Genomic DNA, 23,840 nt, shown 5'->3' on the forward strand with positions numbered 1-23,840 from the left:
TATCCGTATTTTTGCAGTATGAATTTTGATTTGCAATCCGATTTTAAACCTACAGGAGACCAACCACAAGCCATACAACAATTGGTTGATGGAATCACTTCCGACGAAAAATATCAAACACTACTAGGGGTTACTGGCTCAGGAAAGACCTTTTCAGTAGCCAATGTTATAACAGAAGTTAATAGACCAACGCTGGTTTTAGCCCATAACAAAACACTAGCCGCCCAGTTGTATTCTGAGTTCAAACAGTTTTTCCCTAACAACGCTGTAGAATATTTTGTATCCTATTATGACTATTACCAACCAGAAGCTTATCTTCCCGTAACTGGCACCTATATAGAAAAAGACTTATCCATTAATGATGAAATTGAACGGTTGCGGATCAGCACTTCCTCTTCTTTACTATCTGGGAGACGTGATGTATTGGTTGTAGCCTCTGTATCTTGCTTATATGGTATTGGAAACCCAACGGAATTCAAAAAAAATGTAATCCCTATTGAAGTAGATCAGCAGATTTCTCGCACCAAGTTTTTACATCAATTAGTTACCAGCTTATATGTTAGAACCGAAACAGAAATAAAAAGTGGTACTTTCAAGGTAAAAGGAGACGTAGTTACCATCTATCCTTCTTATGGAGAAAACGGGTATAAAGTACATTTTTTTGGAGATGAGATTGAAGAAATTGAAACATTTAATATAGAAAGTAATCAACATATTAATCGATTAGAAAAATTAACAATTTATCCTGCAAATTTATTTGTTACCTCACCTGATGTGTTACAAAATGCTATTCATAAAATTCAAGATGATCTAGTTAAACAATACGATTATTTTAAAGAAATAGGAAAACACCTTGAAGCAAAGCGCTTGAAAGAACGTACCGAATTTGATTTAGAAATGATACGAGAATTGGGCTATTGCTCAGGTATTGAAAATTATTCTCGCTATTTAGATGGACGAGAAGCAGGAACGCGTCCTTTCTGTTTATTAGACTACTTTCCAGATGATTATTTAATGGTTATTGACGAAAGCCATGTAACTGTACCGCAAGTTCATGCCATGTACGGAGGAGATAGAAGTAGAAAGGAAAACCTAGTAGAATACGGTTTCCGATTGCCAGCAGCTATGGATAATCGTCCTTTAAAATTTGAAGAGTTTGAAATACTCCAAAATCAAGTTATCTATGTCTCAGCGACACCTGCAGATTATGAATTACAAAAAACAGAAGGGCTATTTGTAGAACAGGTAATTAGACCTACAGGATTATTAGACCCTGAAATTGAAGTACGTCCTAGTCAAAATCAAATTGATGATTTAATCGAAGAAATACAAATACGAGTTGATAAAGACGAGCGTACTTTAGTGACCACATTAACCAAAAGAATGGCAGAAGAACTAGCGAAATACTTAACGAGAATCCAAATTCGTTGTCGTTATATTCATTCTGATGTGGATACACTTGAGCGTGTTCAAATAATGCAAGACTTACGAAAAGGGATATTCGACGTTTTAATTGGTGTGAATTTATTACGTGAAGGTTTAGATTTGCCTGAAGTATCTTTAGTAGCCATTTTAGATGCAGACAAAGAAGGTTTTTTACGAAGTCATCGCTCCTTAACACAGACAGTTGGTAGAGCTGCTCGTAATGTAAATGGAAAAGCTATTATGTATGCAGATAGAATTACCAACAGCATGCAAATGACCATGGATGAAACCACACGAAGAAGAGAAAAACAGGTGACGTATAATACTAACAATGGTATAACCCCTACGCAAATCAACAAAAAACTAGACAATACACTTTCTAAAGATACAATTACCACCTATCAATATGATAATGCTATTCAAAAAGCTGCTGAGCAAGACTTAGAATATTTACCCAAACAAGAAATAGAAAAACGCATACGTGAAAAGCGCAAACAAATGGAGGCTGCCGCTAAAAATTTAGATTTTTTAGTAGCTGCTCAATTGAGAGATGAAATTGCAGTTTTAAAAGAAAATTTGTAATTTTTTTATAACATGTACCTCTTTTTTTTGACGTCTACTTAGAGTAATCATGTTTACTCTACATTATTTTAGTTTCAAAATAATTATATAAAAATGCCCCACTTAAAAGTGAGGCATTTTTTATACTTAACTAAAAATTAATTGTATTTGTTAATTATGCATTAACTTGCAATACTTCTTGTACTTTATCAGCAGCCTCCTGGAACTCAGTTGCTGAGATAATTTCCATTCCACTAGTATCAATTAATTCTTTTGCTTCTTTAGCATTTGTTCCTTGTAAACGACAAATAATCGGTACGTTTATTTTGTCTCCCATGTTTTTATAAGCATCTACAACACCCTGAGCTACACGATCACAACGAACGATTCCTCCAAAAATGTTTACTAAGATTGCTTTCACATTTGGATCTTTTAAAATAATCCCAAAAGCAGTTTCTACACGCTGTGCATCAGCAGTACCACCAACATCCAAAAAGTTAGCTGGATCACCACCTGCTTGCTTAATTAAATCCATAGTACCCATTGCTAAACCAGCTCCGTTAACCATACACCCAACATTACCGTCTAAATCAACATAATTTAAACCAGCAGCCTTTGCTTCTACTTCTATTGGATTTTCTTCACGTAAGTCACGCATTTCAGCATAATCTTTGTGACGGTACAATGCATTTTCATCTAATGTAACTTTAGCATCTACTGCCATAATTTTATCATCAGAAGTTTTTAACACAGGATTAATCTCAAACATCGAAGAATCAGATTTGATATACGCAGTATACAAAGCAGAAACAAACTTTACCATTTCCTTTAATGCTCCTCCTGACAATCCTAAATTAAAAGCTATTTTACGAGCTTGGAAAGGCATCAAACCTAATGCAGGATCTATTTCTTCTGTAAAGATTAAATGTGGCGTTTGTTCGGCTACAGTTTCAATATCCATACCTCCTTCCGTAGAATACATAATCATATTCCTACCCGATGCACGGTTTAACAAAACTGACATATAAAACTCATTTGGCTCACTATCTCCAGGATAATAAACGTCTTCAGCTATCAATATCTGATTTACTAATTTTCCTTCTGCTGATGTTTGAGGGGTAATTAACATCATCCCTAAAATATCATTAGAAATACTTTTTACCTCATCTAAGTTTTTAGCCAACTTAACGCCTCCTCCTTTTCCACGACCACCTGCGTGAACTTGTGCTTTTATTACATGCCAACCAGTACCTGTTTCCTCAGTTAATTTTTTCGCTGCTTCAACAGCCTCTTCTGGTGTATTTGCTACAATTCCGCGTTGTATACGAACGCCAAAACTGTTTAAAATTTCTTTACCTTGATATTCGTGTAAGTTCATTAGATAAGAATGTTTTTAAAGTCCAACAAAAATACAAATTCCATTGATAATACCTTATAAATTATACTTTATTTTAATGTTTATAAAAGATTATAGCCTAAGAATAAATAAATTGAATTATTACAGTAGCATCATACTTAATCATATTTGGTATACGATGTTTTTAAATTAATCATAGTCAGGGTAATAAAAAGAACATTTTACTTCCTGAAAATAATCCCTATACTTTCTAACATCTCAAAAATTAGTGCTCATAATAAAAGTAACCCCTTCTAATTCCACTTCTATAATTTAAGTGTTTTTTCACATATATTTAACAATTTACCTGTCACGATCCTTTTTTTTAGATGTCCTTAACACAGTTAAGGATTTATAAATTTCTCATTACACCTACTACAACTATGCACCAAAAACTAATACTACTTTTTTTAATCTCATTGATTATTCCCTTTACACTAAAATCACAAAACTTAAATACAAATAGAAAAAAAATTAAAGCTGTTAGGGTAACCGAGGTTCCTGAAATTAATGGCGTAATTGATGACGAAGCATGGAAAAATGCTGAAATAGCCGACAATTTTGTGATGATGAGACCCGATAATGGAAAACCAGAACCAAACACTCATAAAACAGAAGTTAGGCTTGTATACGACGACAACGCAGTATACATTGGTGCCATAATGTATGCTCCAGACCCAGGGAAGATCCCTGCTGAGTTTACCAATAGAGATAATATTGGAAATGCTGATTTCTTTGGGGTAACCATAAACCCAAATGATGACGGGCAAAACCCTTTTGAGTTTATCGTTACCAGTTCAGGAGTTCAGGCAGATGCCAAAGTTTCAAATGGAAATGAAGATTTTAATTGGAGTGCTGTTTGGGAAAGTGATTTTAAATTAACCGAAAATGCTTGGGTCGTTGAAATAAAAATACCATACAGGGCTTTGAGATTTTCGAATCAAGCTGTACAGTCTTGGGGAGTTAATTTTAACAGAAGGGTTCAAAACATAAACAGTCAATTCACTTGGAATCACATAGATAACCAACGTGGAAATTGGACACAATACGATGGGTTAGTAGAAAGCTTAAAAGATATTAAACCGCCTACCCGTTTAAATTTTTACCCTTACGCTTCAAGTACTGTAATTTCTGATCCTTATGAAACCACAACCAACTGGAGTGCAGGAATGGACATCAAATATGGAATTACTGAAAATTTCACCCTTGACGCTACGTTAATTCCTGACTTTGGCCAAACAGGGTTCGATAATGTCACCTTAAATCTCGGTCCGTTTGAACAACAGTTTAGCGAACAACGTCAATTTTTTACTGAGGGAACTGAACTCTTTACCAAAGGTCGTTTATTTTATTCAAGAAGGATCGGCGGCAACCCCATTGATCAATTCAATGTTTACGAACAAGTAAATGAGAATGAGGAAATCACAAAATACCCTGAGAATGTTGATATGTTAAATGCTATTAAAGTCTCAGGAAGAACTAAGAATGGATTAGGTATTGGTTTTTTTAATGCCATTACAGATAAAACAGAAGCAACTATTACAAATACAGTTACTAACGAAAGCCGAAAAGTAGTTACCAATCCGTTTTCAAACTACAATATTCTAGTGTTAGATCAACAGTTTAACCAGAATTCAACAGTAACCTTAATAAACACCAATGTAACTCGTGATGGAAAATTTAGAGATGCCAACGTTACTGGTTTACTTTGGCATTTAGAAGATAAAGGAAGTAACTATAATATTGACGGTTCTTTTAAAATGAGTAGTATTTCTGATGATGAAACTCAACCTAACAATGGCTATGCTTTTGACACGAGCATTGGTAAGCATTCGGGTAATTGGCGAGGTGAAATTGGCTATAATTTTGAAAACAAAGACTACAATCCAAACGACCTTGGTATTTTGTTTAGTAATAACGAACAAAAAATCTATGGGAATTTAGGATATCGATTACTAAAACCAAAGGGAATATTTAACAATTATGGAATTAATTTTTACTATAATGTGAACTTTTTACACAATCCAGGTACTTACACTGGAACAAATTCAGGACTATCCTTTTGGTCGGAAACTAAAAACCGTTTTGGTTTTGGCGGAAACTTAAATTTTGGAACTGAAAGAAAAGATTTTTTTGAGCCAAGACAAGGTATCGAAAGTGGCATCTATTTTAAAACCCCTATGAGACTCAATATTAATCATTGGGGGAGTACAGATTATAGGAAAAAGTTCGCTTTAGATTATAATTGGTTTTATACTTTTTTTAAAGACAATCCAAAAGAAAGCTATGGTTTCCGTTTAGGTCCGAGGTATCGTTTTAACAACCAGTTCTCTTTAGCGTATGGTTTCGTATTTAGAAATACGACTAGAGATCAGGGGTATGTTAGAACCATTGACGAGAGCTATATAACCGAAAACTCAACTCATTCTGGGCTTTTAGATGAAATTATTTTCGGAGAACGCGACTGGACAACCTATAATAATTCAATTACAGGCAAATACAGTTTCAGTACTAATTCATCGTTATCTTTAACTTTTAGACACAATTGGAGTAAAGTTCCATATCACAATCAATATTATCATTTAAATAAAACTGATGGTACTTTAATTGCTAATGATTACAAAGAAAACCATAACATGAATTTTAACAGTTGGAATTTAGATTTAAACTATATCTGGCAATTTGCTCCCGGAAGTCAACTAATTGCTTTTTACAGAAACTCCATCAATCCTAATAACGATTTCGCTCCAGCAGATATTAGTTTTTCAGAGAATATAAACCTTCTTTTCAAAGAAGATATGCAGCATACTTTTTCCGTAAGATTGGTTTATTTTATTGATTATAATAATTTAAAAAACATTTTCTAACCTATTTTCACAAATCACAAATCAGATATACTTATACCGATTCTTAGGCAATGCTGTCTAATCATTTCCTAGCAATCATGCTTGTGTTTCACCTATATATCGGCATTTACCATAAACAATTACGGTCTGTAAATTAGCGTCAGAAATGGTATTATTAATAAAGTGTATCTGATTTCTTTTTTATACTTTCGTCTTTCTAACATATCTATTTATGATCGTCGCTAAAAACATCCATAAGAAATATGGTGAAGTAGAAGTTTTAAAAGGAGTTAACCTTCATATTAAAAAAGGGGAAATAATAGCTATTGTTGGTCCATCAGGTGCTGGAAAAACTACCCTTTTACAAATATTAGGTACTTTAGACAGACCACAAGAAGAACACAATATTACATTAGAAATTAACGGAACGTCTATAAAAAACCTCAACGATAAGCAAATTTCTAATTTCCGAAACCAACATATTGGTTTCATATTTCAATTTCATCAATTATTACCAGAATTTACTGCTTTAGAAAACGTCTGCATTCCAGCTTATATAGCAAAAAAAGGGCGAACTGAAACGGAAAAAAAAGCAAAAGAATTACTTTCTTTTCTTGGCTTATCTCATAGAGAACAGCACAAACCAAACGAATTATCTGGCGGTGAACAACAAAGAGTTGCTGTGGCTAGGGCGTTAATAAATGAACCATCAGTAATTTTAGCAGATGAACCAAGCGGTAACCTCGATTCTACTTCTGCTAAAAAATTACACGAACTCTTTTTTAAACTTCGTGATACTTTTGGTCAAACTTTTATAATGGTTACCCACAATGAAGAATTGGCAAAAATGGCTGATCGAAAACTAATGATGAAAGATGGAGTTATAGTTGACTAGTGTAACAATACTGTCTTCTTATCTACATATAACACGAAACTTAACTCTATGAAAGAAACACTTCAAGAACTATTTTCTTTTTTAAAGAATCCGATTTTAGAAAAAGATAATAATACCAATGTAGGATATCGTTTTCAAAAATTCATACATCTCCTTATTATATCTATCATTACAAGCACATTACTAACCCCTCTTTTTTATATTGTAGAGACTTTGGGATTAGTTGATCTAGATAATCATGCTGTAGAAGACTTGTTAAATTCATTCTCTAAACCCATGGTTTTTCTTTTTGCTGTCGTTCTTATGCCTGTTTTGGAAGAGCTTTTTTTTAGAGGTCCGTTAACCTTATTTCATCATGGAAAAACGTTTAAAAGAGCATTTTACCTTTTCGCTATAGCTTTTGGTTTTGTGCACATTACAAACTATGAAATTACCACAAATGTTCTTCTATTAGCACCTATTTTAATTGCTCCACAAACAATTTTAGGAGGGTACCTCGGTTTTATAAGAATTCGATTTGGATTGCAATGGAGCATTCTTTTACATGCTTGTTACAATGGTTTTTTCTTGTTTATTACATTTGCATAACAATCTGTATACATGAAAAAACACGAGCTTAAAGCGTTTTTAAATGAAAAAGTAACGCAATACAACAACCCTAATTTTATAGAAAGTGATCCTATTCAAATTCCTCACTTATTTAGTGCAAAGGAAGATATCGAAATCGCAGGATTCTTGGCGGCAACAATTGCTTGGGGGAATAGAAAGATGATTATTAAAAATGCACATCGGATGATGGATTTAATGGGCAATTCTCCGTATGACTTTGTTATGAATCATTCTGAGAAAAATCTCAGTAATTTCGATAGTTTCGTTCATAGAACTTTTAACTCTCAGGATTTTACTTTTTTTATAAAAGCACTGCGAAATATTTACACCACTCATGGAGGTCTTGAAAGAGTATTAAAACCAAAAGGCGGTATAAATAATTATCAGAAATCAATTCATGATTTTAAAAAAATATTCTTTGAAATACCCCATCAAACAAGAACGTTGAAGCATGTATCCGATCCCTTAAAAAACTCAGCATCTAAAAGAATTAATATGTTTCTTCGTTGGATGGTAAGAAATGATACTACAGGGGTTGATCTAGGGATTTGGAAATCACATTCTACGGCAAATTTACACTGTCCTTTAGACGTTCACTCAGGAAATGTAGCACGCAAACTCGGTATTCTAAACCGTAAACAAAATGATTGGAAGGCTCTGGTGGAATTAGACATCACCTTACGAAAATTCGATATAAAGGACCCTGTTAAATATGATTTTGCGTTGTTTGGACTAGGTGTATTTGAAAAATTCTAAGGCTTTCTTTCTAGGAACAATTTTAGGCCCCTACTATTAAAAAATACGTGTTAAAACCTGTTTTTTCACAATATATAACACTCCTAAATTATTAAGTAGTTCTTTTTTTTAGTATATTTCCATTACAAAACCCCTCCTCTATGTTCATAACCTCCAACAATATAACAGAGATTACCACAAGTATAAAAGAATATATTGATAGCAATACTGCTTTAATATCTATAGGCGAACATACAGACATTCATATTGAAGAACTCATTGACTCATTAAACAAAGCCGGAGTACGTTTTATTGGAGGTATTTTTCCTAAAGTGATTTCTGATAATGCTACCTTCGAAAAAGGAATTGTCATTTCTTCATTGTCCAATGTTATACATTTATCAACCATCCATAAAATAAGTGAAAAGAACTTTTCTGTACCCCCCATATCATTTGATAGTAACAAAGACTATAGCCTCATTACCTATGTTGACGGGTTAACTTCCAATATTTCCATTTTTTTAAGCGCCATCTATGAAAATTACGGCATGAAAACAAATTATTTTGGAGGTGGAGCAGGAAGTCTTTCCTTAAAACAAGCTCCGTGTGTTTTTTCTAAAGATGGTTTTTTTGAAGATGCTGCTATTATTTGTATCATGGAAATGAAATCGAGTATCGGCGTAAAACATGGCTGGCAAAAATTAAATGGACCTTACATAGTAACAAAGGCTGTAAACAATACCGTTGAAGAAATTAACTGGGAATCTCCTTATGACACGTACAAAAGCATTGTTGAAGAAGATGCTAATGTAAAATTTAACGATACAAATTTTTTTGAATTAGCAAAGGGATACCCCCTAGGAATTATAAAACAAGGACTTGATTATATTATCAGAGATCCATTATCAGTTAATGCTAAAAAAGAGTTAGTTTGTGTAGGTGAAGTAGAAGAGAACACCTTAATCAATATTATGAAAGGAGATCCAGCATCGCTTATTAAAGCAGCCAAGGAAGCCGCCGAAGAGAGCCTTGCTAAGGCGGACCAACCAAAAACTGCTATTATAATTGACTGTATTTCAAGAATTTTATACTTAAATGATCAATTTGTATATGAACTAGAAAATGTTTCTAGTGCTATACTAGAAAAGCACCCTGATATATCCATAAGCGGTGCCTTAACTCTTGGTGAGATATCTTCTTATGGAAATGGCTACATAGAATTTTATAATAAAACCATTGTTGTAGGGTTATTTGAATGAATTAACTAATGGAAAAAGAAGACCAAATATTAGATATTTTAAGACTGTACGAGTACTCAATGAGTTTAGGTAAGTCTTTAGATTATTATGAAAACTGCGACCAATTTTTAAAACTTCTATTAAAACGTGTCAATTTCAATGGTTGCTGGGTGCTAAGTTATGAAGAGGGGAGTTTTATAAAAAAATATTCTATTCCTTTTGGTAACCAAATACAACGCAAACTAAATGATCAACTTACCGAGCTACTTTATTCCATAGAAAATTACATAGTTCTTCCATATGATGATAGTTTATGTGGTTTAACTACAATTAATATTCAGGCAGGTTTTTTAGCTATTTTCAAACTTAAAGAACATAATTTTTTATTCTTATACTCAAAAGAAAATAACATTTCTCAAAAGACCTTAAGTCAACTTTTACCAGTAATCAATAAGTTTGCTATTACACTAGAAGCTTGTGAGGCTTATGCCAATCAGCAATCGTTATTAAAAAGACTCGAAGAAAGAAACAAAGAACTAAATAACTATGCTCATATCGTTTCACATGATTTAAAATCTCCTCTTAGAAATATAGATGCCTTAGCAACTTGGTTAAAGGAAGATCACAGTGCAAATTTGGCAAAAGAAGCGCTAGAGTATATCGAGTTAATTAGCGACAACATCTCCAGGATGGAAGCCCTAGTAAGTGGTATTTTAAAATACTCAACCATCGGGTTAAAAAATTTCAAAAATTCTCCTGTTGATCTTAATAAAATAATTAAAGAAACCTTGAACCATCACGTTTTCCTGCCTAAAAATATTGACATCATTGTTCATAAGAATTTTCCTACTATCCAAGGAGATACTTATAGGCTACAACAAGTATTTCAAAACCTCATTAACAACTCAATTAAATACAACGATAAAGAACAAGGTACTATTGAAGTTGGGTATCAGAATCGAAATAATAAATATGAATATTTTGTGAAAGATAATGGAATGGGGATAGATGATAAGTACTTTGGTAAAATATTTAATATTTTCCAAAAATTAGAAAACTATAAAGACTCAACAGGAATTGGACTATCTATTGTTGAAAAAATAGTAGCTAGTTATGGCGGTAAAATATGGCTAACCTCAACATTAGGAAAAGGGTCTACTTTTTATTTTACGCTAAAAGAATAAAAGCCCCTTCTTATAAATCAAAGAAGGAGCTTAGTAATTCATTCATAATTTAACTATATCTCTTTGAAAAAAAACCATTTTTTTGGCAAAAAAAATGCTCTAGATTCCTGTAAATAAGCATCCATTATTCTAGGTTTACGATTTAAAATAGTTTGAATTGTGTCATTTTTAGGTTCAGGTTTTTTTACAGCCAAAATATCTATTTCTACAATATGTCGTGCCAACCAAAGAGGTAACCTTGCTTGTTTTGTTAGTTTCCTCAAAAACTCCTCTTTAGTAATATTTTCATAAACGATCTTTCTATTGGTTACATGTGAAATTCGCATAGCCATACTTTCATGTGATATTGCTTCGGGACCAGAAATAACAACAGACTCTCCTTTTAAATCTCTGTCAAGCAATAAATACTTCACTGCTACTTCAGCAACATCTCTTGAATCAACATAATTTCTTTCTGCTTTTTCCATAGCCCCGTATATTTTCCCAAAGTGTTTTATGCTAAATGTATTTCGCTCCCAATTTTGCATAAACGCATGTGGCTGTAAAAAACAATGATCAATTCCGCTTGAAACTAACGTTTTTTCTATTTGCCTATGCCAATCACTTACTTCAACATAAATATTACTGGGTACAATTGGAGCTGATAGTTTTACTATTCGTTTTATACCTAACTCTTGCGCTACTTCAATTATGTTTGTTTCAAAAAATATTTGCCCAGGTGATGTTCCTGTCAACATAAAAATAATGTCAGCGTTAGCACAGGCTCTTCTAATTTGTTCCTTAGAATTTAAATCGACAGCAACATAGGTAATATTATTATTATGTCCATTTAGCATTATAGGCACTTGTCTTTTTGGAGCTCTTAGCACTCCCCTTACCAAGCAATTTCTTTTGCTCAATAATCGTAATACTTCTGCTCCAACTGTTCCTGTTGAACCGAAAACAACCACGGTTGGTTTTTTAATTTTCATGTTTTTTAATTTGTTTTAATGGAAGCTTCCATGTTGTAATTAACGTACCTAAAATCGTTGAGAAAATAATATTAAACATAAATTTTTCCCAATGGAATATTACTATTACTACCAGTGCCATTCCAATCGTTAGACCTAATATCATGGACCCTTTTACATATTTGTTTTTAGTGTTTTTCTGTTGAACTTCCATTTGCCATAAAAATATATAAGTAACTATGGTTGCTATTAATGATGGTAACGCGATGCTCATAAAACTTGATTGCATTAACACCTCATTTTTTATCAACCACCCCGAACTCCATGACATCAGTGCCGGAAATAAATATGATGGTATGGTTACTTGTAAAAATGTCTTAGTGGTAAAACTACTGCCTTCCGAATATTGACTTCTCATAACCTATAACTATCTAAATGTATTAATTTTTACCCCTACGGATACGTATGATTTTGATGGCACATCAAACCCAAACAAATATTCTTTATCAGCATCTTGAAATTCATACTTTTCAAAAACCGAACGAGTACCTCTTATCATAACTCCTATATTTTTAGTCAACCAATAATTATATTCTACTCCTACAGAAATTGTTGTAAAAACAGACCTGTCTACAATTGTACCATTAGGCTGACTGACTAAATATTTATCTATTCTCGCCGTAAAATCATTTAAATCACCCACTAATTTCAGAGAATGCTTATTATCGAAGTCATATTTTACATAGGTACTCGGTAGCCCTAAAGCAAAGGATACTTTATTATTTATATTTCCCATTATATTTACCACTGGGTTAACCGTTGTTTCACCAGATAGTGTTAGGTAGCCTACTCCAAAACAAAGAATATAATACGTGTTTTTATTGTTAGTATTAAAACGTTTCTCCGCAAATAACATCCCATTTATCCTAAAGTCATCGCTTTTTACTTGATCATTAAAATTCCCTATAAGATGAGGCATTAACAATGTATTTACAGACCAGTTTTTTGCAATTCTATATTTAGCTAATAAGCTATAATTCAAATTATAATAATGTTCTTTTTCACTCAAGAATGAAGGTTTATTTACCCTGTATTGCATTGAATGATAATCGGCTCCAATAGTATTATAAAAAGCAAATTTATTAACAACTATCGGGGCAAAACCAAGTTTACCACTCAGCCTTTGATAATCAAATAAAGAGTTATCACTTATATCGGGAGTATAATAGGTATAAAAAACATCTCTATCCCTGTTCAAAACAAATACATCTCCAGTTACTTGCCCATAAACTTTACTAAGAAGAAATATTACTATGATTGCTATTTTTTTTCTAAACATAATTTGTATTGATTAAATTCAATACAAATATTACCTGATTTGGTCCTCCTAAAATTACCAAATGATAATTAACACCAATTCTTAGGTAAGAATTACTCAACCATACCGATTCATAGGTAAAGTCACAATTATTTTCTTGCAGTCATACTGGTGTACTCCCTATAGATCGGTATTTACCATAACCAAGTATCCTCGGTAAATTACACCATTTACCATTTGAATTTACCGTAAATTCAAACAATAACCGGTATTAACATCAGAAAAGGTATCATCGTTTTGTAAAAAAGGAAGTCACAAAAATATAAACTCATCAGTCAGAGCTCAAAACAAACAAAGGTAGTTACCAACAAGGTTTAAACATAATATTAACAGAATCTTATGTTTTTGACGAACTTATTTCTTTACGAATACGACTTAACGATTGTGGTGTAATACCTAAAAACAAAGAAAGATCTTTTAATGGAACTCTAAATATTAAATCAGAACGTTTTAATAAGTCTAGATAACGTTCTTTTGCGGTTAACGATTGGAAGTTATGGATCCCATATAATACACTTGCAAAAGCATCTTCCCATACAAGTCTCCCAAATTTTTGCCAAAGCGGAAAACGATTGTACAAAGACTCCATATCCTTATAGGAAATACTATACAATTCAGTGTCTTCAATAGCTTTAATATAAGAATCTGATCGTCCTTTATTCCTAATTTTAGAGATGTCTCCGATGAACTCATTTTCAAAGGCAAAATACCTTGTAAACTGAACGTTATCTTTTATATCATAAATCATAAGGCCTCCCGAAGCAATAAAATAGTAATCTGTTACTACTTGTTCTTTTTTTATTATAAACTTATCTTTTAACCACATTTCACGCTTGAAAAAAGACAAAATATCAGCCAAATTTTCTTTTTCTAAGGTAACATAACCGTTAATGTATTTAATTAACTTATCCATGGCTTAATTCCTAAAAAACAACAATTTCAGCTATATATTTTCTTCATCAGTAGGGGTGCCATATAAGTCAAAGTCACCCGCTTCATAAATTTCTATATCTATAAATTCACCTAATTTTATATAATGATCTTTGGCACTAACAATTACATCATTATCGACGTCAGGAGAATCAGATTCGGTTCTGCCATAATAGTATTCACCGTCTTTCCGATCAAACAAGCAACGAAATGTTTTTCCTATTTTTTCTTGATTAAGTTCCCACGAAATTTGAGATTGTACTTCCATAATTTCGTTTACTCTTCTAAACTTAACATCAGAAGGAACATCATCTTCCAAATCGTAAGCTCCTGTATTTTCTTCATGTGAGTATTCAAATGCCCCTAAACGTTCAAAGCGCATTTCCTCCACCCAGTTTTTTAATTCCTCAAATTGCGCTTCTGTTTCACCAGGATATCCTACAATTAGTGTGGTACGAATAGCCATATTAGGCACATACTCTCTAAACTTTTTAATTAAATTTGTAGTCTTTTCATGAGTAGTTCCTCTTTTCATAGACTTTAAAATATCAGTATTGATATGTTGTAAAGGAATATCTAAATAGTTACAAACCTTAGGCTCATTTTTCATGACCTCCAAAACATCTATTGGGAATCCTGTAGGAAATGCATAGTGAAGTCTAATCCATTCAATTCCCTCTACTTTCACCAACTCCTTTAATAGATCAGCTAGAGCTCTTTTTTTATATAAGTCTAACCCATAATACGTTAAGTCCTGAGCAATTAACATTAACTCCTTAATTCCATCTTTAGCTAATTTCGTAGCTTCAATGACTAACTCTTCAATTGGCGTTGATTTATGTTTCCCTCTCATTAATGGAATGGCACAAAACGAACAAGGGCGATCACATCCTTCTGCTATTTTCAAATAAGCGTAATGTTTTGGAGTGGTTGTTAAACGCTCTCCTATTAACTCATGCTTATAATCGGCTTCTAAAACTTTTAACAGATTCGGTAAATCATGAGTGCCAAAATATTGATCAACATTCGTTATTTCTCTTTCCAAATCGGGTTTATAACGCTCACTCAAACATCCTGTAACAAAAACTTTATCTACTTTTCCTGCTTGCTTTTTTTGCGCGTAATGCAAAATAGTGTCAACACTTTCTTCTTTTGCCTTACCTATAAAACCGCAAGTATTAATAACCACAATATTTCCATCATCGTTTTCATCTTCATGTACTACATTTTTACCATTAGCTTTTAACTGCCCCATCAACACTTCACTATCATAAATGTTTTTAGAACACCCTAGGGTTACTACATTGATTTTATTTTGTTTTGTTGTTTTCGTACGCATCTTAAGAAAATTCAGTGTGCAAAAGTATGGTTTTTTAACGACTTCTATCTATGGTCTTTATTGATAGTTTTCTGGTAGCTTCCTTACTTTTGTCAATTGTTCAAAAGCAAAGCCTAACGCTAACAATTCGTGTTCTGATTCAGGTTTCCCAATAAAAGTTAAACTAACAGGTTCTCCAGAGGGTTTAAAGCCCATGGGCACCGTTAAGGTTGGGTATTTAGCCACTGCAGCAATTCCTGAATGGTAATTGTTGATGGATAAAATTACGGACACTTCATCGTTTTTTAGAGCTAATAAATATGTTTCACCAGCCATTTTTAATTGATTTTTAATTTCCAATAGTCTTTTTTCTGAGGTAGTATCTTGTACTATTCCTTCAAAGAGCTCTTGACCATAAGGCGCTCTATTTATAGTGTCCTTCCTATTAAAACTAACTATCTGTTCAATACCTGACAACTGCATCGAATGGGTCGTATACGATTTCAAATACTCAGGAAGGTCGTGTTTCATCTCTGTGGTCAAAAGATTCAAAAAACCATCATAGTTCATTTCTGCAGGGCTTAACCTTACTATTTCAGCTCCAGACAGCTCTAATTTCGATATTGTTTCTTTATAGATGGAATCTGAATACAAGTCAGTTATCACTCCTATCTTCTTATTTCTCAACAAATTTTCACCCTTATCAAAGGTGCTAAAATCAATATTGCTCGTTTTCGCTAAAACTGTAGCTTCATCAAGCGGGTCATAGCCAAACATTGCTTGAAATAACAAGGCAGTATCAATGACATTTTTAGTCATAGGGCCGGGTGTATCAAGTGTAGTAGAAATGGGTACAATTCCAGATCTACTCAGTAAGCCAATGGTTGGTTTTAAACCGACCACTGAATTTTGACTCGATGGAGAAGTAATAGACCCAGACGTTTCTGTGCCTATAGCCGCCGCCGCATAGTTTACCGCAACAGATACACCACTTCCTGAACTAGAACCTCCTGTTTCAAAAACCTTTCTACCATAGGGGTTTAAAGTTTGACCTCCAATGGCACTATATCCTAAAGGGCAACCATTACAGAAAAAATACGCCCATTCACTTAAATTTGTCTTTCCTAAAATTATAGCGCCATTTGCTTTCAGTCTTTCAACAATAAAAGCATCACTTTTTGTACGGTTTCTTTCCAAAGCAACAGCACCTGCAGTAGTAGGTATCTCTTTTGTATTGATATTATCTTTTAACAAAATAGGGATTCCATATAACGAAAACAGATTCGAAGGCGTGGTACTGTTTTGATCCCTTTCTCTTGCTTCTTGGAGTACATTCGGATTCAAAGAAATTATTGCGTTTAATGATTTTGTACTATCACTCTCAAACTTCCGTATTCGATACAGGTAAAACAAGGTTAATTTCTCGTAGGTAAGCTTCTTTTCCGTAATATTTTGTTGGATTGCAGGAATACTTTGTTCTAAGATCAATGGCTTTAAACTATTATATTCTTCTTCTGAAAAATTCCCCAACTCTTTTAGAAACGGTGTAAACACTTTGTTCAAATCGAGATATTTCGATTGGATGAGCTTAAACTTCATTCTTGGAATCTGATGTTTTTGTTGCTCCGTAATTTCAATAGATTCATCATATTTATTAAATGATAAATTCGGTAAATCCCTTTTACAGGTAACAAAAACTAAAGCAACTATTAATAGTATACAAAGTTGTTTCATTTATTATGTATTTGATTATCAAAGATAAGTGATTCTAACAAAAGAATAAACGAACGAAATCTACCATACCATCATATTCTTATAATAATTTAAAGGAACATCAATTTTATTCAAAAACTTTCATAGTTTTACGTAAAATTTATTTGAAAGACATACAACCTGTTTTTATCCTATGAAAAAAGAAGTACTATTGATAAGTCTAACATGCTTTCTCTTCACGCTGAACACCTTTTCTCAAAATTTCCATACTGTAGATACAAGTGATTATGAACAACGTGTTTCTTTAATAAAAGATCATAAAAACTCTTTTAAAGGGGTGAAATCATCCCTAAAAAAAAGGATAAAAAAAGCACTGAGAAAAGACGTTTACATCTCTTATGAAAAAATCCACAAAAATTTTGTGAAAAACATAAAAAAAAAGAAACTCATTTTTGACCCAATTTTCACGAACTACTTAGATTCCATAAAAAAAAGCATTATCACTAATAATAGTGAAGTACAGAATCAAAACTTTAAAATTTATTTATCGAAACACAATTCTCCGAATGCCTTAAATATGGGTAATAATATCATTATTTTAAACATCGGTCTTTTTAAATTCTTAGATAATGATGCCCAGTTAGTATCGGTAATAACACATGAATTAGCACATCAGACTTTAAATCATGTTGAAGAAAATATCATCTATACTGCAAAATTAAACACTTCAAAAAACCGAAGACGACAGGCTAAAAAAATTAAAAAGCAGAAGTACAATCAATATGACAAGGCCTTTAGGGTTATGAAGGAGCTTATTTACACCAATAGTAAAAGACATAAAAAACATGAATTAGAGGCAGATTCTCTTGGCTATCTTTATTTCAAAAATACTACGAATCCAAAAATAGATTTTATTAAAGCATTAGAAAAACTAGCCGAGCTAGACTCCCTTTCTACTATTCAGTTAAAAAAAGAGGTTTATAAAAACTTTTTCAATTTACCTACCCTTTCTTTTAAAGAAGCATGGCTTGATATTGAAGATTTTTCATCTTATAATTATAACCATTATAAAAATAAAATAAATAATGACTCAGTAAAATCACATCCTGAAATTGTAGATAGAATTTTAAAACTCAAAAACGCGTACCCTGAGTTAAGTATCGGTAAATCTCAGAGAGCTAGTAAACAATTTATAAGGCTTCAAAATATCGCTCTACAAGAGGATGTCGCTAACCTTCATTATCTAGAAAAATACGGAGTTAGTACGTATTTATGCCTATACAAATTGGTTAAAGAACCCGATAACAAATACTACAAACAATGGTTAGGTAAAAATTTTTTAGCATTATCTAATGCCAAAAAAAAATATAGATTTAACAGATATGTAGACCGCTTAGCTCCCAAAGAGCAAGATGATAGCTATCAACAGTTTCTTAGTTTTCTATGGAATTTAAATTTAGAAGATATGCGTCTGATTTCTGAACATTATAGTGTAAAATAAAGGAGTTTCTTGATAAAACATTTCCCATATCCTATCTATTTAAAAATTTAGCCTTTCCAACCTAATTTGGTCATAGTCATCATCTTTGTTATATTCTCTTAACAAGATATATCCTTCTTTTGCTATATATGGATAAATAAAATGTTCTTCAGATGACATAGGTATCTCCTCATGTTTTATGTTACCTTCTACAATACTAACAATACCTAAAACCCAATTTTTTTCTTTAGAATCTTTTTCTTTTTTATAATCTCTATAAAAGAACACCGTTCCTTTTCCATTTTTTATCTTCTGAGAGTACAAATAATCTGAGCTACCCCATTTAGTCTTATCCTTTTTAATGGTTTTCGTATCAACTAAGTCGAAGTTTTTATCAAAATTAAGAAGAATAAAATCTGTTGATTTCGGAGCTGTACTAAATAAAACGAAATATTGACTGTCTTTATATTTTTCAGTTAAAACGGAGATCGACCCATCTTCAAAAACAAAAAAACGTCGTGCATATAATTTAAACCCATCTTCCATTTTACCCTTCTTACTTAGTTTAATAATATCAGCTGGAAGTTCAGTCCATTTTAAATATTTTTTTGAACGCTCATTGCCGTTTTTATCTAAAACAATACGGTATATACCTCTGGCATCTTCAGAACTATAACCATAATACGAATCATAAGGGCTAAATTTACCAACAATAACCACTTCATTTTTATGAGTTTCAATACTAAATTGATGGCTGTATTCCGACTTTTTGTTTTCCAGTTCATACGTAAAAAACAACTCCCCTGTACTTGGGTTAATGAAATGAAATGTTTTCGAATTCATATAACGGTGTACTGTAGACAACACGATATAGTCTTTATTCATTTCAACGATATCGTAATTTATGCGTTCGGAATTAGGATTATACACATATTCCCATTTCGGTTTTTTTGACAAGTCAAAAGCTTTTAGGCTTTTCACTTTTTTAGGTGCTTGTCTACCATTCTTGAATTTCTCCACCATAAAAAAACCTTCCTTAAACGTAAGGGGATACTCAAAAGTTTTCAACTTTCTTATCTCTTTATTTATTTTTTTTATGGATCTGCTTCCGTCTACAAAATGATCTCTTTGAAAATAAAATGAATCAGAAATTTCATTTGTTTTTAAATCCAAAATACGATTTGTAACGAAAATTAGACTAGGGTAATTATATCGGTAATGCAGTCTACTCAAGATAAGTTTATCCCCTACTTTTTCGGGTGAATAAAACCTCTTATCATATTTCTTATAATTGATCTCTGTATATTCACCATTTGCAACTTTATTTAAGTTTTTATCAAAAAAAACATATTCAAACCTGTCTTCAGTTTTACTAACTCTTTCTAATTGGTAGATAGCAAAATAACCATATACATCTTCATTTGGCTCTAAAATTGGAACAAACATTTCCAATTTACCTGCGGCCATTTCAGATATATTAGCAATTTGAGCGTTAAGAGCCCAACCAGTAAATAATAGCAATACCAATAACTTCTTTTTCATAGATTTAATTTTTCAGCTCTTATATACTTCCTTTTACAGATCCTCTTATTTGAAAAAGCTATCTATAAATTCAAATTTATTAAATACCTGTAAATCATCAATGCCTTCTCCTACTCCAATATATTTCACGGGTATTTGAAATTGGTCTGAAATACCAATTACCACGCCTCCTTTGGCAGTTCCATCAAGTTTTGTAACCGCTAACGAAGTCACCTCCGTTGCTTTAGTAAATTGTTTCGCTTGTTCAAATGCGTTTTGTCCGGTAGAACCATCTAGCACCAACAATACATCGTGAGGTGCATCAGAAACTACCTTTTGCATAACTCTTTTTATTTTGGTAAGCTCATTCATTAAGTTTACCTTGTTATGTAAACGTCCTGCCGTATCAATAATTATAACATCTGCATTTTGATTAAGTCCTGATTTTAATGTATCATAAGCAACAGAAGCAGGATCAGAGCCCATTTCCTGTCGAACAATTGGCACTCCTGTTCTATCTGCCCAAACTTGTAATTGATCAATTGCTGCAGCTCTAAAGGTATCTGCTGCCCCTAGAACCACTTTCAATCCTTTCTTTTTAAACTGAGAAGCTAACTTACCAATGGTAGTTGTTTTTCCTACTCCATTAACTCCAACAACCATCAAAACATATGGTTTGCTATCAGTAGGTATATTAAAGTCTGTTTCATCACCAGTGTTCGTTTCTGAGAGTAATGCAGCAATCTCTTCCCTTAAAATCTGATTTAATTCATCAGTACCTAAATATTTATCCCGAGCTACGCGCTCTTCTATTCTTTCAATAATTTTTAAAGTGGTATCGACACCTACATCAGAAGAGACCAAAACTTCTTCTAAATTATCTAAGACATCCGCATCAACTGTTGCTTTTCCAGCAACGACTTTCGATAACTTCGTAAAAAAGCTTGATTTCGTTTTTTCTAATCCTTTATCTAATGTTTCTTTTTTCTCTTTGGAGAAGATCTTTTTAAAAAAACTCATGGGCAAATTTAATAATTTCTTAAATAGGTTAAAAACTATACCAAATTCTGTTTATGGTCAAATTGTCATTCTTTTACGACGACTTTTCACTAGGTGGATAGTATTTTATAAAACTCTTTTCAATTAGGTGAAATAGTAAACCCATATTATATATTAGAAAACTACTACACCCTATAAAACTCCTAAAAAACAATCACTTACCTCATTACTATTTCAAGCCTTATACCATAACAATACTAGCAGAAAGTACCACGTTAAAATAGTATCATTTTGATATCCCAATGCATAATTCAGTTTAAAGGATCTTACCAAGGGGAATGCAATGTCTAAAAGTACAATTTTTTACTACATAAAAAAAGCTACTCCCAAATATTGAAAGTAGCTTTTATCTAAACTGTTTACAAGAATTACTTTTTTGCTATAAAATCGTTTACTTGTGTTGGATCCATAATAGCTTCAACAAATGTATAAGCTCCTGTTTTTGGAGATTTCACCATTTTGATAGCTTTTGTTAATCTTTTTGAACCTGTTTGTAACGTTGCTACTGATTTCTTTGCCATTTTATATAAAATTTACGCCGTAGCTTATTATTTAATTTCTTTATGAACTGTCATTTTCTTTAAGATTGGATTAAATTTCTTTAATTCCATTCTATCTGGAGTGTTCTTCTTATTCTTGGTTGTAATGTAACGTGACGTTCCTGCTTGACCAGAAGCTTTATGCTCGGTACATTCTAAAATCACTTGAACTCTGTTCCCTTTTTTTGCCATCTCTCTAAATTTTTATCTAGTAAGGAATTATTTAGTTAAGAAACCTTTTTCTCTAGCTTCTTTAATGACAGCAGAGATTCCTTTTTTATTAATATTTTTTAATGCAGAAGCAGATACTTTTAACGTTATCCATTTATCTTCTTCTGGAATATAAAAACGCTTAGTCATTAAATTAGCGTTAAACTTTCTTTTAGTTCTGTTCAAAGCGTGTGATACATTGTTACCAACCATCGCTTTTTTTCCTGTTAATTCACAAACTCTAGACATCTTCTTGACAGTTTTATAGTGTTATTTCTAAACGAGGTGCAAATATACGAACTTTAAAAAGAATTAAACAAAATATTCGGTATTAATTTTTTAGAATCTTTTTCTGTAATAGCTCTAAAGCCTTTGTTACCGTTCTATTTATTACCTTCTCCCTCGGTTGCCCAAAATTAAACTCTTGAACCTCAACTTCATCTTTTGAGGCAATCGCAATATACACAATACCTACACTTTTATCGTTATTATCGGTGGTTGGACCTGCATTTCCAGTTACCGCAATAGCATAATCTGTGTTTAATTTGTTTTTAGCTCCAAGAGCCATTTGTTTCGCTACTTGCTCACTTACTACTGAATAGTTTTCAATTGTTTCACTTGACACACCTAACAACTCTTCTTTTGAACGAATTGTATAGGTAATAAAACTTCCCATATAATATGCCGATGACCCAGGTATCGATACAATGGTAGAGGCTATTTTCCCACCTGTTATACTTTCCGCTGTACAGAGTGTCTCACCTCTCTCTTTTAGCATCACTCCTATTCTTTTTTCAATAGAATTTCCATCTTCAATCCCTACAATAATATCTGGTATTAATTCACTTAACTCTAGCGTTTTTTCTTTCATTTTTTCTTCTAAAAAAAACTTATCGCTTCCTTTAGCTGATAACCTCAAGCGCACTCTTCCAAAAGATGGTAGGTATGCCAATTTTATGCATGATGGCAAGCTTTCTTCCCAATCTACAATCCTTTCAGCAATGACACTTTCACCAGTGCCATAGGTCATAATAGTTTTATGAATAATAAAGGGTAATTTAAACTTTTGCTGGAGTTTCGGCAGTACTTCATAGGTTATCAATCCCTTCATTTCATAAGGCACTCCTGGCAAAGATACAAAGACGGTATTATTTTCGTAAAACCACATTCCGGGCGCAGTTCCAAACCGATTCATTAACAAAGTTGCCTTCGATGGAAGCTGTGCTTGGTATTTTTGCGCTTCATTAAAAGGGTGCTTTACCTTTTCAAACAAGTATTTTATATTTTCAATAACCTCTGGGTATTCAACAATTTCTCCATCATTAAAATATGTAGCTATTGTTGTTTTAGTAATATCATCTTTAGTTGGCCCTAAACCTCCCGTGATAATGACGATATCCACCCTACTTTCAGCTTCCTTTAATGCCTTTAAGATATGTTCTTTTTCATCTTGAATGGAAGATATTTGATAAACAGATACTCCTATTTTGTTTAACTCTTGACCAATCCATTGAGAATTAGTATCTACTATTTGTCCGATGAGTATTTCATCTCCAATGGTAATTATTTCTGCGTTCAAAAAATTTTTTAAATTTATTTTTAACAAATATATAATTAATATTTCTGACATAAAATGTCACATTACCAATACTTTTTGGTCTTTATTTAAAAAAACTTATGAAAAAGAACTTTGCTCTGATAACTGGAGCCAATCAAGGCTAAGGATTATACCTAGCCAAAGAATTAGCTAGTAGAGAATATAATTTACTGCTAGTTTCATTACCCTATGAAAACTTGCCTTTGATTTCTAAAGAGCTAGAAAGAGAATTCGATATTATTGTACAGTTTTTCAA

Annotated in this window: 21 protein-coding genes; 8 read left to right on the plus strand and 13 right to left on the minus strand. The window is 32.5% G+C overall.

Annotation, left to right across the window (positions count from 1 at the left end; translation table 11 throughout):
- The first annotated feature begins 18 nt into the window (after positions 1 to 18).
- Complete coding sequence (uvrB, locus tag AC2TDS_RS06985; protein ID WP_484738384.1) at positions 19 to 2,007, plus strand: excinuclease ABC subunit UvrB; 1,989 nt, start codon at positions 19 to 21, stop codon at positions 2,005 to 2,007.
- A gap of 154 nt (positions 2,008 to 2,161) precedes the next feature.
- Here the strand turns inward: uvrB and sucC are convergent, their stop codons facing one another.
- Entirely contained in the window at positions 2,162 to 3,364 is a 1,203-nt protein-coding gene (gene sucC, locus AC2TDS_RS06990; protein ID WP_484738385.1) for an ADP-forming succinate--CoA ligase subunit beta, read from the minus strand.
- 401 nt (positions 3,365 to 3,765) lie between these two features.
- Between sucC and AC2TDS_RS06995 the strand changes: the two genes are divergently transcribed.
- The 6 genes from AC2TDS_RS06995 (at position 3,766) to AC2TDS_RS07020 (ending at position 10,889) form a co-directional block, all read left to right on the plus strand.
- Positions 3,766 to 6,249: a DUF5916 domain-containing protein gene (locus tag AC2TDS_RS06995; RefSeq protein ID WP_484738386.1), complete on the plus strand. Its 2,484-nt coding sequence runs from the start codon at positions 3,766 to 3,768 to the stop codon at positions 6,247 to 6,249.
- Between the two features lie 211 nt (positions 6,250 to 6,460).
- Positions 6,461 to 7,123 (plus strand): ABC transporter ATP-binding protein, encoded by a 663-nt coding sequence (locus AC2TDS_RS07000; protein ID WP_484738387.1) that lies wholly within the window; start codon positions 6,461 to 6,463, stop codon positions 7,121 to 7,123.
- Positions 7,124 to 7,171: 48 nt separating this feature from the next.
- Positions 7,172 to 7,711 (plus strand): CPBP family intramembrane glutamic endopeptidase, encoded by a 540-nt coding sequence (locus AC2TDS_RS07005; RefSeq protein ID WP_484738388.1) that lies wholly within the window; start codon positions 7,172 to 7,174, stop codon positions 7,709 to 7,711.
- Positions 7,712 to 7,723: 12 nt separating this feature from the next.
- Positions 7,724 to 8,488, plus strand: a complete 765-nt coding sequence (locus AC2TDS_RS07010; protein WP_484738389.1) for a TIGR02757 family protein — start codon at positions 7,724 to 7,726, stop codon at positions 8,486 to 8,488.
- Between the two features lie 140 nt (positions 8,489 to 8,628).
- Entirely contained in the window at positions 8,629 to 9,726 is a 1,098-nt protein-coding gene (locus tag AC2TDS_RS07015) for an FIST signal transduction protein (protein ID WP_484738390.1), read from the plus strand.
- An 8-nt stretch (positions 9,727 to 9,734) separates the two neighbouring features.
- On the plus strand, positions 9,735 to 10,889 hold the full coding sequence (locus AC2TDS_RS07020; RefSeq protein ID WP_484738391.1) for a sensor histidine kinase: 1,155 nt from the start codon (positions 9,735 to 9,737) through the stop codon (positions 10,887 to 10,889).
- A 53-nt stretch (positions 10,890 to 10,942) separates the two neighbouring features.
- Here the strand turns inward: AC2TDS_RS07020 and AC2TDS_RS07025 are convergent, their stop codons facing one another.
- The 6 genes from AC2TDS_RS07025 to AC2TDS_RS07050 form a co-directional block, all read right to left on the minus strand.
- The gene (locus AC2TDS_RS07025; RefSeq protein ID WP_484738392.1) at positions 10,943 to 11,860 is read right to left on the minus strand and encodes an NmrA family NAD(P)-binding protein; all 918 of its coding nucleotides are present in this window, start codon (positions 11,858 to 11,860) and stop codon (positions 10,943 to 10,945) included.
- The gene (locus AC2TDS_RS07030) at positions 11,850 to 12,257 is read right to left on the minus strand and encodes a hypothetical protein (RefSeq protein WP_484738393.1); all 408 of its coding nucleotides are present in this window, start codon (positions 12,255 to 12,257) and stop codon (positions 11,850 to 11,852) included. The genes AC2TDS_RS07025 and AC2TDS_RS07030 overlap by 11 nt, the downstream gene beginning before the upstream one ends.
- A 9-nt stretch (positions 12,258 to 12,266) precedes the next feature.
- Positions 12,267 to 13,178, minus strand: a complete 912-nt coding sequence (locus AC2TDS_RS07035) for a DUF6268 family outer membrane beta-barrel protein (RefSeq protein ID WP_484738394.1) — start codon at positions 13,176 to 13,178, stop codon at positions 12,267 to 12,269.
- 376 nt (positions 13,179 to 13,554) lie between these two features.
- On the minus strand, positions 13,555 to 14,130 hold the full coding sequence (locus AC2TDS_RS07040; protein WP_484738395.1) for a Crp/Fnr family transcriptional regulator: 576 nt from the start codon (positions 14,128 to 14,130) through the stop codon (positions 13,555 to 13,557).
- A gap of 30 nt (positions 14,131 to 14,160) precedes the next feature.
- On the minus strand, positions 14,161 to 15,486 hold the full coding sequence (gene rimO, locus AC2TDS_RS07045) for a 30S ribosomal protein S12 methylthiotransferase RimO (RefSeq protein WP_484738396.1): 1,326 nt from the start codon (positions 15,484 to 15,486) through the stop codon (positions 14,161 to 14,163).
- Between the two features lie 57 nt (positions 15,487 to 15,543).
- Entirely contained in the window at positions 15,544 to 17,199 is a 1,656-nt protein-coding gene (locus AC2TDS_RS07050; protein ID WP_484738397.1) for an amidase family protein, read from the minus strand.
- A 172-nt stretch (positions 17,200 to 17,371) separates the two neighbouring features.
- Between AC2TDS_RS07050 and AC2TDS_RS07055 the strand changes: the two genes are divergently transcribed.
- A complete protein-coding gene (locus tag AC2TDS_RS07055; protein WP_484738398.1) occupies positions 17,372 to 18,679 on the plus strand; it encodes a M48 family metalloprotease in 1,308 nt (435 codons plus the stop codon).
- 39 nt (positions 18,680 to 18,718) lie between these two features.
- Here the strand turns inward: AC2TDS_RS07055 and AC2TDS_RS07060 are convergent, their stop codons facing one another.
- From AC2TDS_RS07060 to AC2TDS_RS07085, 6 genes are all read right to left on the minus strand, one after another.
- The gene (locus tag AC2TDS_RS07060) at positions 18,719 to 20,200 is read right to left on the minus strand and encodes a DUF6770 family protein (RefSeq protein WP_484738399.1); all 1,482 of its coding nucleotides are present in this window, start codon (positions 20,198 to 20,200) and stop codon (positions 18,719 to 18,721) included.
- 45 nt (positions 20,201 to 20,245) lie between these two features.
- Positions 20,246 to 21,199: a signal recognition particle-docking protein FtsY gene (ftsY, locus tag AC2TDS_RS07065; protein ID WP_484738400.1), complete on the minus strand. Its 954-nt coding sequence runs from the start codon at positions 21,197 to 21,199 to the stop codon at positions 20,246 to 20,248.
- Between the two features lie 407 nt (positions 21,200 to 21,606).
- The gene (locus AC2TDS_RS07070; protein WP_093868831.1) at positions 21,607 to 21,759 is read right to left on the minus strand and encodes a DUF4295 domain-containing protein; all 153 of its coding nucleotides are present in this window, start codon (positions 21,757 to 21,759) and stop codon (positions 21,607 to 21,609) included.
- A 27-nt stretch (positions 21,760 to 21,786) separates the two neighbouring features.
- Complete coding sequence (gene rpmG / locus AC2TDS_RS07075; protein ID WP_484738401.1) at positions 21,787 to 21,969, minus strand: 50S ribosomal protein L33; 183 nt, start codon at positions 21,967 to 21,969, stop codon at positions 21,787 to 21,789.
- 27 nt (positions 21,970 to 21,996) lie between these two features.
- Entirely contained in the window at positions 21,997 to 22,236 is a 240-nt protein-coding gene (gene rpmB, locus AC2TDS_RS07080; protein WP_105004371.1) for a 50S ribosomal protein L28, read from the minus strand.
- Positions 22,237 to 22,318: 82 nt separating this feature from the next.
- The gene (locus AC2TDS_RS07085; protein ID WP_484738402.1) at positions 22,319 to 23,566 is read right to left on the minus strand and encodes a competence/damage-inducible protein A; all 1,248 of its coding nucleotides are present in this window, start codon (positions 23,564 to 23,566) and stop codon (positions 22,319 to 22,321) included.
- Between the last annotated feature and the right edge of the window lie 274 nt (positions 23,567 to 23,840).

This window comes from Tenacibaculum profundicola (assembly GCF_057220795.1).